The organism is Microbispora sp. NPDC049633 (assembly GCF_040675265.1).
Classification (GTDB): Bacteria; Actinomycetota; Actinomycetes; order Streptosporangiales; family Streptosporangiaceae; genus Microbispora; species Microbispora maris.
Window position 1 is genome coordinate 1 of record NZ_JBFAOO010000210.1, and the last position, 12,491, is coordinate 12,491.

At 75.3% G+C, this 12,491-nt stretch carries 9 protein-coding genes and 1 pseudogene; 8 read left to right on the plus strand and 2 right to left on the minus strand.

Annotated features, from left to right (window positions below; genetic code table 11):
* Both AB0J39_RS33405 and AB0J39_RS33410 read right to left on the minus strand, forming a co-directional pair.
* Positions 1-2,413, minus strand: a 2,413-nt coding sequence (locus tag AB0J39_RS33405; protein ID WP_363472070.1) for an AAA family ATPase, incomplete at its 3' end; no start/stop codon positions are given.
* Between the two features lie 210 nt (positions 2,414-2,623).
* Positions 2,624-3,169, minus strand: a complete 546-nt coding sequence (locus AB0J39_RS33410) for a DinB family protein (protein WP_363472071.1) — start codon at positions 3,167-3,169, stop codon at positions 2,624-2,626.
* 143 nt (positions 3,170-3,312) lie between these two features.
* Here AB0J39_RS33410 and AB0J39_RS33415 point away from each other — a divergent pair, with 143 nt between their 5' ends.
* From AB0J39_RS33415 to AB0J39_RS33450, 8 genes and pseudogenes are all read left to right on the plus strand, one after another.
* Positions 3,313-4,320 (plus strand): SWIM zinc finger family protein, encoded by a 1,008-nt coding sequence (locus AB0J39_RS33415; protein WP_363472073.1) that lies wholly within the window; start codon positions 3,313-3,315, stop codon positions 4,318-4,320.
* A complete protein-coding gene (locus tag AB0J39_RS33420) occupies positions 4,317-4,520 on the plus strand; it encodes a hypothetical protein (RefSeq protein WP_363472075.1) in 204 nt (67 codons plus the stop codon). Before AB0J39_RS33415 ends, AB0J39_RS33420 begins: the two co-directional genes overlap by 4 nt.
* Positions 4,517-5,869 carry a DUF5691 domain-containing protein gene (locus AB0J39_RS33425; RefSeq protein WP_363472077.1) on the plus strand — a complete coding sequence of 451 codons (1,353 nt, stop codon included), beginning with the start codon at positions 4,517-4,519 and terminating at the stop codon, positions 5,867-5,869. Before AB0J39_RS33420 ends, AB0J39_RS33425 begins: the two co-directional genes overlap by 4 nt.
* Positions 5,866-6,933 carry an AAA family ATPase gene (locus AB0J39_RS33430; protein ID WP_363472079.1) on the plus strand — a complete coding sequence of 356 codons (1,068 nt, stop codon included), beginning with the start codon at positions 5,866-5,868 and terminating at the stop codon, positions 6,931-6,933. The genes AB0J39_RS33425 and AB0J39_RS33430 overlap by 4 nt, the downstream gene beginning before the upstream one ends.
* Positions 6,934-7,099: 166 nt before the next feature.
* Positions 7,100-9,451 (plus strand): DUF5682 family protein, encoded by a 2,352-nt coding sequence (locus AB0J39_RS33435; protein ID WP_363472081.1) that lies wholly within the window; start codon positions 7,100-7,102, stop codon positions 9,449-9,451.
* Positions 9,451-10,584, plus strand: a complete 1,134-nt coding sequence (locus tag AB0J39_RS33440; RefSeq protein WP_363472082.1) for a VWA domain-containing protein — start codon at positions 9,451-9,453, stop codon at positions 10,582-10,584. The genes AB0J39_RS33435 and AB0J39_RS33440 overlap by 1 nt, the downstream gene beginning before the upstream one ends.
* 29 nt (positions 10,585-10,613) lie before the next feature.
* Positions 10,614-11,966: an MFS transporter gene (locus tag AB0J39_RS33445; RefSeq protein ID WP_363472084.1), complete on the plus strand. Its 1,353-nt coding sequence runs from the start codon at positions 10,614-10,616 to the stop codon at positions 11,964-11,966.
* Between the two features lie 80 nt (positions 11,967-12,046).
* Positions 12,047-12,491: pseudogene (locus AB0J39_RS33450) on the plus strand (O-succinylbenzoate-CoA synthase); the annotation flags it as partial.

A 12,491-nucleotide genomic window follows, 5' to 3' on the forward strand; every position in this document is an offset into this window, starting at 1 on the left:
GGGCGCGGTGCCACTCGGCCTCCGCCCGCGCCAGCCAGGCGCCGCCCTCCGGTCCCAGCCGGGCGCGCGGGCCGTTCGGCCCGTTCTCCGCCGCCCATCGCGCCCGGCGCAGCAGGTCGTCGCAGGGCTCGCCGGTCCGGCCGAGGTCGGCCAGCGCCCACAGGCCGGTGGCCGCGATGCGGATCACCCCGGGGTCGAACGGCTCGAGCGTGGCGATGACCGCGCCGGCGTGGTCGAGCGCGGCCTGAGGGTCGCCGCGCCACAGGGCCTGCTCGGCCGCCATGCCGCGCGTCATGTAGCCGACCAGTTCGTCGGACCAGAACCGGGTCAGCCACCGCAGCCTCTCGTCGGCGCCCGGGCGTCCCCGGCCCACCTCCACGAAGAGGGCGAACGACGACAGCCGGGCCTCCGCCAGGGTGCCGACCCGGACGCCGAACCCTCCGGCCAGCCGTTCGGCGGTGTCCCAGTCGCCGTCCGCGTAGTGCACGAGGTAGTGCAGGAAGCTCAGGTCCGTGCCGTAGGTGCTCCAGGTGAGCCCGGTCTCCCCGGCCAGCCGTACGCCCTCCTCGGTGATGCGGGCTGCCACCGCGAGGGCGCCGTTCTCGTAGTGGATGCGGGCGAGGTTGAAGTGCGCCCGCAGGTCGATCGACAGGTCGCCCGAGGGCCGGCGGGTGGCGCGGGTGAGCAGGTCGACGGCGTGCTCGACGCCGCTCGCCGCCTCCTCCTCGACCAGGGCGAGTGAGACGAGGGCGCTGGCCTCCGCGTCGCGGGCGCCGGTGGCCTGCGCGACCTCCAGCGCCCTGGACGCGGTCGCGGCCGCCTCGTCGAAGCGGTACTCCCGGTAGAGCGCGCGGGCGTAGGTGGCCAGGGCCCTGGCCGGCAGCGGGCCGTGCGGCGCGACGTCGACCGCCTCCCGGGCGACGGCGATCGCCTCGGCCTCGTCACCGCCCGCGTCGGCGAGGTAGTAGGACAGGCGTTCGCCGGCCTCGGCGATCAGAACCGGGTCGCTCGCCTCCCGCCGCAGCCGCCGCAACTGCTCGGCCGCCCGATGGTAGTCGCCGCCCGCGGCCGCCGCCGCGGCGCTGGCCAGCGCGATCCTCGCCCGGCTCTCCCCGGCCAGCCGTTCGGCCTCCGGCACCTGGTCCCAGATCTCAAGCGCCCGTTCGAAGTGCCGGTGCGCCTCCGCCGGCGCGCCGAGCCCGGCGGCAAGCCGGCCGGCCTCCACCGACGCCCGCAGCGCGCCCGGCAGGTCGTGCCCGGCGAGATGGTGATGGGCCAGCTCGGCGGGGGAACCGCCGCGCTCGGCGAGCAGCGCGGCGAACGTGGTGTGCAGCCGGGTCCGCTCGCCCGGCAGCAGGTCGTCGTAGACGGCCTCCTGCAGGAGCGCGTGCCGGAACGCGTACCCGTCGCTGCCCGCCGTGAGCAGCCGCCGCGAGACGATCTCGCGCAGCGCCTCCTCCAGCGGCAGGTCGCCCAGCCCGGTCGCGTCGCGCAGCAGGTCGTGGCCGACGCGGCGACCGGCCACCGCGGCCACGCGCAGCACTTGGCGGGCGGTGTCCGACAGGGTCTCCACCCGGGCCAGGAGCAGGTCGGCGAGCGTCCCGGGCAGCCGGGCCCGTTCCGCGCCCGCCGCCAGCAGTTCCTCCGCGAAGAACGGGTTGCCCCCGGCACGCTCGATCACGGTCGTCAGGCCGTGTGCCGCCATCGGTTCCGCGGCGGCCTCGCCGTACCGGTCGAGGACGGCGAGATACTCCGCCATGTCGTCGTCGCCCAGCGGCGGCAGCTCGACGGAGGTGACCAGCGGCAGGCGGCGCAGCTCGGCCAGGACCGGGCGCAGCGGGTGACGCCGGTGCAGGTCGTCCGTACGGTAGGTGCCGACGAGGCAGACCCGCTCGCGCTGCAGCATGCGGGTGAGGAAGACGAGCAGGTCGCGGGTGGAGCGATCGGCCCAGTGCAGGTCCTCGAACACGAACAGGACCGGCTGCCGCCCGGCCACCTCCGACAGCATGTCGAGCACCGATCCGAACAGGCGCTGCTGGGCGAGCCCGCCGGTGGTGGCCTCCGCCGGTTCCGCCTCGTCGCCGGGCAGCAGCCGCCGCAACGCGGGACGGGCCGTGACGGCCGGAGCGACCGGCCCGCCGGGATCGGCCGCGGCGCCGCGCAGGGCGTCGGCCAGCGGCAGGTACGGCAGGGCGTCGCCGAGCTCGGCGCACTGGCCGACGAGCGTCACGAACCCCTGCCGCTGCGCGAGGTCGCACAGCTCGGTGACGATCCGGGTCTTGCCGATCCCCGCGTCGCCGCCCACCAGGGCGACCCCCGCGAGCCCGGCCGCGGCGGCTCCGAGCACGCCCGCGAGCTGATCGAGCTCGACAGAACGCCCGATCAGCACCTTTCGCGGCGTACGTGCAACCACGCAGGTGAGTATGGCACGCAGCCCCGACAGAACCATGACGGCGGCATCGGCACCCCGCCGGTTACATCAGGTGCGACGACGTGAGCCCTCGTTCCATCGAGGGCGAGAACCCGTTGCACCGTCCGAGCGCGACGGGCGCCGGACGCAGCGGTCGCGCACCGGCGTCACGCACGCCGGGGGAGCGGGCCGGGGCCCGTCCGGCTCGTGTCCTCATTGGCCGGTGGCGCCGTCGATCCGCTCGCGGAGCAGGTCGGCGTGCCCGTTGTGGCGCGCGTACTCGGCGATCATGGCGACCAGGATCCGGCGCAGCGAAACGGGCTGCCCGGTGGCGCGGTGCACGCCGGTCTGGTCCAGCGAGCGGGCGGCGGCCACGATCTCGCGGGAGCGCTCGCACTCCGCCTGCCACACGGCGAACGCCTCGTCGACGTCCCCGTCCAGATCCCCGAAGTCCTGGTCGGGGTCGTCGTCGGAGTAGTAGAGGAGAGGGACGTCCTCACCGGCGAACTGGATGCGGAACCACCACCGCTCGACACCCCCGAGGTGCCGGAGGATTCCGTGGAGGCTGAGCCCCGACGGCGGCACCCCCTTCTCCGACAGACGCTCCTTGGGGATGCCCGAACACTTGAGCGCGAACGTCGCGCGGTGCCATTCGAGGAAGGCCGTCAGTATCTCCCGCTCGTCGCCGACGAGGGGAAGGACCGGCCGGGAATCGCCGTCCCACTTCTTCGAGTAGTTCGCCTCGGGAATCTCGCTCATGGCCGCGACCCTGCCACACGGCACCGACAACTCCTTCGCCGGGTTTCCGGCCGTGGCGCCGGCCGTCCGCCGCCGGGCCCGGTGCCGCCGAACGCGTTCGCCGGCGCGCGTTTTTGTCGGAGCGCGTGGCTACTGTGCGGCGGGTGACGAAACGGTGGGGCCAGGCCGCGACCCGGGGCACCGGCGACGCCGAGCCGGGTCGCGACCGTGCCATCGCCGACGCGGGTGGCCGGGCGGCGGCCAGGCGCGCGCAGGCCGAGCAGCGGGAGGCCAGGGTCGCGGCGGGCCTGTCGGAGCTGGAGCGGTGGCTGGCCGACCAGGTCGCGCAGGGAATCGCGCAGGCCCGCCAGACGGGCCGCGCGGACTGGGACGACCTCGCCAAACGGTTGATCGACGCGCAGGCGCCCGGCGTGGCGGGGACCGTTGCCCGGCTCTCCCGGGTGCTGCACGCGGAAGACTGGCCCGGCCTTCTCCTGGGGGAGTACGCACTGCTCCACCTGCTCGCGGTCGCCTACCGCCGCGCCGCCACGTTGCCCGAGCCGCTGCGGCAGACCGTGCGTGCGCGGGTCGGCTTCCCCGTCACCAGGGAGTCCGTGCTCGCCACCGCCGCCGTACGGGACCACTGGGACGTCGTCGGCGGGCGGGACGAGGAGCAGGAGCGGCTGGTCGCGCGGCGCGTATGGCTGGCCGGCCGCACGACGGGCCGTGCGGCGATGGTGCTGTCGTTCGCGCCGGCCGGGCAGTCGCCGGACGCGTCACTCGCGCCGGGCACGACGATCGACGCCGACCTGGCGTTCTACCCGGGAGCCTCGCCGTTGCGGGCTCTCGTGGCCGAGCAACACGGCCTCGTCGAGGCGGGACCGCCGCCGGGGACGAAGCTCTCCCGGGTGCCCGCACTGATCGCTGAGGTGCTGGCGGCCGATCCCTGGACCGATTCGTGGCCGCTGGTGCTCGCCGACGTCGTCCCCTGCCTGGACGGCCTCGCCGACGAGGAGGGGAACGCGCTGCCCCCGCATCCGTCCGCGGGCGTCCCGTGGCGGCTGCTGGCCGTCTCCGGCGGGCGGCCGGTCACGGTCGCCGCCGAGTGGACGCCGCGCGGGGTGCTCCCGCTCACCGCATGGGACGAGGAGGGCGGGGTGGTGCGGTTATGACACCGGTTCCGCCCATGCCCGTGTTCGTGCCATGCCCGGCTGTCGCCGCGCTCCGCCTGGCCGCGCTTGTGCCGCGCCTGGCCGTGCTCGTGCTGTGCCCGGTCGTCGCCGTGCGGGGCTTGGGCGTGCTCGTTGCGGCCGGCCTCGGCGTACGGCATCCGGCGAAGAGGGGCGCCACGCGGAGGAGGGCCGCCCGGTGACCGGTTCGTGGGAGGAGCTGGTGTCCACCGCGCTGGTGGGCGCGGACCGCCGTGCCGTCCCGGCGGAGAGCCTGCTGGAGGAGGCGGCCGAGCAGGTGGTGAGGACGCGCGCGGGGCGGCGGCCGGGCAGGGGCAGCCCGCCGCCCCCCGCGCCGGTGGAGACGTTGCCGCCCGTGTCCGGCGCCGCCGCGAAACGGCTGACCCGGATGCTCGGCGGTGAGCAGGGCAGACTGCTCACCGAGTGGCTGGAGACGGCCGCCGCGCGGCGGGTTCGGGTCCCGGCCGAGCTGATCCCCGGGCTGCTCGACCTCGGAGCGCGGGACCGGTCGATCCGCGCTTGCCTGGGGGCGGTCACCGGATCCCGGGGCCGTTGGCTCGCCACTCTCAACCCCGCCTGGGCGTACCTGCTGGCCGAGCCCGCGCACGTTCCTCCGGACGAGGTGTGGGAGCTCGGCACGAGCGGGGACAGGCGGGCCTTCCTGGCCGTGCTACGCCGCCGCGACCCCGCCGCGGCCAGGGAACTGCTGGCACGGGGCTGGGGCGCGGAGACGCCCGAGGACCGGGCCGTCTTCGTGACGATCCTGGCCGACGGGCTCGGCATGGCCGACGAGCCGTTCCTGGAGGCGGTGCTGGACGACCGGCGCCGCGAGGTGCGGCAGGCCGCCGCCGACCTCCTCACCCGCCTGCCGCAGTCGCGGCTGGCCCGCCGCATGACCGCGCGGGCGCGCCGGTTCGTGACCGGGCAGGGCGCCCGGCTGCGGGCGGAGGCGCCGGCGGCATGCGACGCCGCGATGGAGCGCGACGGCGTCCGGGTGCGGCCGCCCGCCGGCATGGAGACGCGGGGCTGGTGGCTGCAGCAGGTGGTGGCGCACACGCCGCTGTCGTTCTGGCCGGTTCATCTCGGCATGCCGCCGGACGAGATCGCCGGGGCCCGGATCGGCGAGTGGGAGCGGGAGGTCCGCATGGGCTGGACCCGGGCCGCGATCCTGCAGCGGGACACGACGTGGGCCCGCGCCCTGTTCGAGGCCGAGCCGCTGACGGACCTGCTGGCCGTGCTCCCGCCGGAGGAGCGGTCCCAGCGGGCGGCCGACCTGGTGGCGGGCCATCCCGTGGACGGTCAGATGGTCATGATGCTGGGCGGCGTGCCGCGACCGTGGGGGCCCCGGCTGGCGATGGCCGTGCTCAAGAAGATCGTCGAGACCACGCGGACGCAGCCGTGGAACGCCGGCGAGCTGATCCGGCTGGCCGGCGAGCGGTTCGACCCCGCGATGCACACGCGGGTGGCGGAGGTCCCCGAACTGGCCGCGATCCTGCGGTTCCGCTTCGACATGCTGGAGGAGCTCGCATGACCAGCGTTCTGCGTCCGCACGCGGAGGATCAGTTCGCCGACGAACTGGCCGTTCTCGCGAAGACCGACGACCGGCCGCGCCCGCCGGGCTGGCGGCTGTCGCCCTGGGCGGTGACGGCCTACGTGCTGGGGGACGGCGGTCAGATCACGCCCAAGTACGTCGGACCACGCAGGATCGTCGAGGTCGCGGTGGCGACGCTCGCCACCGACAGGGCGCTGCTGCTCCTCGGCGTGCCGGGCACTGCCAAGACCTGGTTGTCCGAGCACCTCGCGGCGGCGATCAGCGGCGATTCGACCCTGCTGGTGCAGGGCACGGCGGGCACGGCGGAGGAGGCCGTCCGCTACGGATGGAACTACGCGCGGCTGCTGTCGGAGGGCCCGTCCCGTCAGGCGCTGACGCCGAGCCCGGTCATGCGTGCGATGGCGGAGGGACGGCTGGCGCGGGTCGAGGAGCTCACCCGCATGCCGTCCGACGTGCAGGACGCCCTGATCACCGTGTTGTCGGAGAAGACGCTGCCGATCCCGGAGCTGGGTGAGGAGGTGCAGGCGGCCAAGGGCTTCAACGTCATCGCCACCGCCAACGACCGCGACCGCGGGGTCAACGACCTGTCGAGCGCGCTGCGCAGGCGGTTCAACACCGTCGTGCTGCCGGTCCCGGCCACCACCGAGGAGGAGGTCGACATCGTGGCCCGGCGCGTGGCGCAGCTCGGCCGTTCCCTGGAGCTGCCGGAGACCGTGACCGGGCTGGAGGAGATCCGCCGGGTGGTGACGGTCTTCCGGGAGCTGCGGGCGGGGGTGACCGCCGACGGGCGGACCAAGGTCAAGTCGCCCAGCGGCACGCTCAGCACGGCGGAGGCGATCTCGGTCGTCACCAGCGGGATCGTGCTCGCCGCCCACTTCGGGGACGGCGTGCTGCGCCCGGCCGACGTCGCCGGGGGCATCGTCGGTGCGGTGGTCCAGGACCCGGTGTCCGATCGCGTGGTGTGGCAGGAGTACCTGGAGACCGTCGTCCGGGGCCGCGACGACTGGCACGACTTCTACCGGGCCTGCCGCGATGCCGGCTGAGATCGCCGCCGGCGCCTCGTCCGGCCCGCGAGACGGGGGCGACCGCGACGGCACCGCGAGCGGCGGTGGTCCGGGTGACCTGGGGAGTGGTGCGGGCCTCGGTCCGGTATCCGCCGGGCGCCACGGGACCCGCCGAGGTCGTGGGGGCGCGAGCGGGGACCGGGGCGTGCCGGAGGTGTGGATCCTGGGGGTGCGGCACCACGGGCCGGGATCGGCCAGGGCGGTGCGGGACGAGCTGCACCGGATCCGGCCCGATCTGGTGCTCGTCGAGGGCCCGCCCGAGGCCGACGACCTCGTCGGGCTCGCCGCCGACCCGGGCATGCGCCCGCCGGTCGCGCTCCTGGCGTACGTGCCGGGAGAGCCTGCGCGGGCCGCGTTCTGGCCGTTCGCGCAGTTCTCGCCGGAATGGCAGGCGCTCGCCTACGCGGCCGGGGCGGGCGTCGAGGCGCGGTTCTGCGACCTGCCCGCCGCCCACGCTCTCGCGCTGGACGCAGACCCCGTACGCCGCGACCCCGTCGGCGAACTGGCTCGCGCGGCGGGGTACGACGACCCGGAGCGGTGGTGGGAGGACCTGGTCGAGCATCGGGGTGAGGCCGGGACGCTGGACGTGGTCGCCGAGGCGATGCGGGCCGTGCGCGACGGGCACGTCGCGGAGGGCGTCGAGGCCCGGCGCGAGGCGTACATGCGCAGGACGCTGCGGAAGGCGGCGCGGGAGGGTTACGCCCGCATCGCGGTGGTCTGCGGGGCCTGGCACCTGCCCGCGCTCACCCTGCCCGTGCTCACCCTGCCCGTGCTCACCCCGTCCGCGCAGACTCCGCCCGTGCTCACCTCGCCCGCGCAGGCCTTGCCCGTGCTCACCGCGACGGGCCGCCGCGCCCGAGGGCCCGGCGCGACGGTGCCCGAGGGGGCGCCGGGCGGGTCCGGCCGCCCGCCCTCCGCCGCTGAGGACGAGCGGCTGCTGCGCGGCCTGCCCAAGGTCAGGGTCGAGATGACGTGGGTGCCGTGGACCCACGGACGGCTCGCCGCGGGCGCGGGCTACGGCGCGGGTGTCGCCGCACCCGGGTGGTACGAGCACCTGTTCACGGCGCCCGACCGGCCGGTGGAGCGCTGGCTCGCCCGGGCCGCCGCGATCCTGCGCGAGGAGGACCTGCCCGTCTCCTCCGCGCACGTCATCGAGGCCGTACGGCTGGCCGAGGGGCTGGCGGCGCTGCGCGGCAGGCCGCTCGCCGGGCTGTCGGAGGTCACCGAGGCGGTCAGGGCGGTCCTGTGCGACGGCGACGAGCCGAAGGTCGAGCTGGTCCAGCGGCGGATGGTCGTGGGGGAGCGGCTCGGGCGGGTGCCGGAGGCCACGCCGATGGTGCCGTTGCGGCGTGACCTGCGCGACGAGCAACGGCGGCTGCGCATGAAGCCGGAGACCCTCACCGGGGAGCACGACCTGGACCTGCGCAGGCCGCTCGACCTCGGCCGAAGCCGGCTGCTGCACCGGCTCGCCCTGCTCGACGTGCCCTGGGGGACGCCCCGGCGGGCCCGGAGCAAGGGGACGTTCAAGGAGTCCTGGTCGCTGGAGTGGCGGCCGGAGCTCGACGTCGCGCTCATCGAGGCCGCCGTGTGGGGGATCACGGTCGAGGCGGCGGCGACGGCCCGCGTCCGCGACCTCGCGGACGGCGCCGGTCTGCCCGAACTGGCCGCGCTGGTCGAGCGCTGCCTGCCGGCCCACCTCCCCGGCGCGCTGCCGTACGTCCTGGCGCGGATCGAGGACCGGGCGGCGCTCGACGGCGAGGTGCGTCACCTCATGGCGGCGCTCCCCGCGCTCGTGCGGGCCCGCCGGTACGGCGACGTGCGAGGCACCGAGGGCCTCGCGGACGTCACCGAGTCGATGCTCGCCCGGATCTGCGCCGGGCTGTCCCCCGCCCTTTCGGGCCTGGACGAGGACGCGGCCCGTGCGATGGCGGCGCTCGTCGACGGGGTGCACGCGGCCAGCGGGTTGATGGGCGACGCCGGGCCGACGGGGGCGGCCGGGCCGGCAGGGGGCGGGCGGTGGCTCACGACGCTGGCCGCGGTCGCCCGCCGCGACGACCTGCCGGGGCTGCTCGACGGACGCGTCGTGCGGATCCTGTTCGACGCCGACGCGCTGGAGGACGACGTGGCCGCGCGCATGGCCCGGTCGATGTCGCCGGGCAACCCTCCGGCACGCTCGGCGGCGTGGATCGAGGGCTTCCTGTCCGGGGGCGGCCTGCTGCTCGTCCACGATCCGCGCCTGCTCGCCGCCGTGGACGCCTGGCTGACCGGCCTGTCCTCCCAGGAGTTCGCGGACGCGCTGCCGCTGCTGCGGCGCACGTTCGGGGCGTTCCCGGCGCCCGAGCGGCGGATGATCGGCCGCCGTGTCCGCTCCGGCTCCGCGCTCCGCTCCCCGGAACCGGGCGGCGAGGCGGGGGCGGACGTGGACGAAGGGCTGGCGGCGGGAGCCGTACGGACCGTGCGGGAGATCCTGGGGCGCGAGACGGGAGGGAGGCCCTGATGGACGGCGAGGACGAGCGGCTGCGCCGCTGGCGGCTGGTGCTCGGCGGCGCGGCGGAGGGGACGCTCGAAGGAGCGGACGCCCGCATGGACGCCGCCCTCGCGGCCCTCTACGACGAGCAGGATCGGCGCGGCGCCGGCCTCGGGGTGTCCGCGCCGAGGGTGGCCCGATGGCTGGGGGACATCAGGGAGTACTTCCCCGCCGGCGTCGTGCGGGTAATGCAGAAGGACGCCATCGAGCGGCTCGACCTGACCCGGCTGCTGCTGGAGCCCGAGATGCTGGAGGCCGTCGAGCCCGACGTGCACCTGGTGGGCACGCTGCTGTCACTGGGCCGGCTCATGCCGGAGCGGGCCCGCGAGTCGGCCAGAGCGGTCGTCCGCACGGTCGTGCGGGAGCTGGAGGAACGGCTGACGCGGCGCACGCTGGCGGCCGTCGGGGGCGCGCTCGACCGCTCGGCCAGGACCCGCCGGCCGAGGAGGGCGGCCGACGTCGACTGGGACCGGACGATCCGGGCCAACCTGCGCAACTACCTGCCCGAACGGAAGACCGTCGTGCCATCCCGGCTGGTCGGGTACGCCCGAGGGCAGCGGGCCGTGCAGCGGGAGGTCGTGCTGGCCGTCGACCAGAGTGGCTCGATGGCCGCCTCGGTGGTGTACGCGGGGGTATTCGCCGCGGTGCTCGCCTCGATGCGTTCGCTGAAGACCTCGCTCGTGGCCTTCGACACGGCCGTCGCCGACCTCACCGACCGGCTGCGCGATCCCGTCGAGGTGCTGTTCGGCACCCAGCTCGGCGGCGGCACCGACATCAACCGGGCCGTGGCCTACTGCCAGCAGCTGATCACCCGGTCGGCGGACACCATATTCCTGCTGGTCAGCGACTTGTATGAGGGCGGGTCGCGGGAGGAGACGCTGCGCAGGATCGGCGCGCTGACCGCCGCCGGTGTCCAGGTGATCGTGCTGCTCGCGCTGTCGGACGAGGGGGCGCCGCAGTACGACCACGACAACGCGGCGGCGCTGGCCGCGATGGGCGTGCCGGCCTTCGCCTGCACACCGGACGCCTTTCCCGGTCTCATGGCCGCCGCGATCGAGCGCCGGTCCTACGACCAAGGTCGCATTTCCGTGCCCGGACGGTGATTTGTAATGTCCGTATCATGACTTCGGTAATGACCGCCCCAACCGTCTTCAGCCAGCGATATCGGGCCCTGAGCGTCGGAATCGTGGCCCTGGTGATGCTCGTGGCGTTCGAGTATCTCGCGGTGGCCACCGCGATGCCGCTGATCGGCCGCGAGCTGAACGGCTACCACCTGTACGGCCTCGCGTTCAGCGGCGGCATGGCCGCCACCGTGATCGCCACCGTGCTCGGCGGACGCTGGGGTGACGCGCGGGGGCCGTTCCCCGCCCTGTGGACGGGAGTGGCGGGCTTCGTCGCCGGGCTGGCGGTCTCCGGGTTCGCGCCCACCATGGAGGTATTCCTCGTCGGCCGGTTCCTCCAGGGGCTCGGGGGCGGCCTGTTCAACGTGGCGCTGTACGTCCTCGTCGCCCAGGCGTATCCCTCGGCCATGCACCCGCGGGTGTTCTCGGCGCTGGCGGCGGCCTGGGTGCTGCCGTCCGTGGTCGGCCCGGCGGTCACCGGGTTCGTGGCGGAGACCTGGAACTGGCGCTGGATCTTCCTGGGCGTCGCGGTGCTGGCGGTCCCCGCCGCGCTGATCATGTGGCGCGGCCTGCCCGCGACGGGCGGGCAGCCGAGGGAGGCGATGGGCCGGGCCTTCCTGCCCCGCTTCGCCTGGGGCGTGTGCGCCGCGGTCGGCGCGGCCCTGCTGCAGTACGGCAGCGGCGCGGCCGGTGCGGGCATCCCCCTGGTCGTGGCCGGGCTGGCGGTGCTCGCGCTGACGCTGCCGAGGCTGCTGCCCCCGGGGACGCTGCGCGCCGCCCGGGGCCTGCCCACCGTGGTCGCGCTGCGCGGCCTGGCCGCCGGGTCGTTCTTCGCCGCCGAGGTGTTCGTGCCGCTGATGCTGGTGCAGGAGCGGGGGCTGAACGCGGCCGAGGCCGGTCTCGCGCTCACCGGCGGGGCGCTCGCCTGGTCCCTCGGTTCATGGATTCAGGGCCGCCGGCCGCACGCGCGGGCGCTGACCATCCGTCTCGGCGCGACGCTGATCGCCGCCGGGATCTGCGTCACCGCGTCCGCCGTCATCCCCACTGTGCCCGTCCCCGTCGTGTTCGCGGGCTGGGTGGTGGCCGGGCTGGGCATCGGCATGGTCTTCCCGACGCTGTCGGTGCTGGTCCTGGAGCTGTCGGCGCCGGGGGAGGAGGGCCGCAACAGCGCGTCGCTGAGCGTCGGCGAGTCGGTCTTCTCGGTCGTCGCCGTCTCGCTGACCGGCGCGCTGCTCGCCGCATACGGAGGCCTGCCGTGGGTCTACCTGACGTGCCTGGGCCTGCTCGTCGTCATGGCGGGCACGGCCGGACTCGTCGGCGGCCGTTTCGAGCACCGCCGCGAAGCGGGCACCATGGAGGTCTAGGGAATCCCGGAAATTCCGCGGGCGCCGTGTCCGGCCCGGCCGCAGGCGGGAATCCCGGGGAAAGAATTGAGGGGATCCGAGTGCCGCGTGTCCGGGAACTGGAGGTCTTCAGGATGACCCTGCCGTACGGCAGGCGTCCGGAGACCCTTCTGGTAAAGATCACGGACTACGGCGGCATGGTCGGCTGGGGCGAGGCCGTCGATCCCGGCGAGGCCGGCCCGCTGGAGCGGGCCCTGCCCGCGCTCGTCGGCCTCGACTGGGAGCACCCCTCGGAGCTGGGGGACAACCCCGGCGGCGCGGCCGGCGACATGGCCTGCTGGGACCTGTGGGGGCGCATGAACGGCGTCCCGCTCGCCCACGCGCTCGGCGGCAGCCGTACGTCGCTGATCGCGACCGTCAGGCTGACGGCGGACCGCTCGCTGGAGAGCATGGTCGCCCGGGTGAACCGGCACGTGTGCGCCGGCTACGGGCACGTGACGCTGGACGTCCACCCCGGCTGGGACGTGGAGCCGCTGCGCGCCGTGC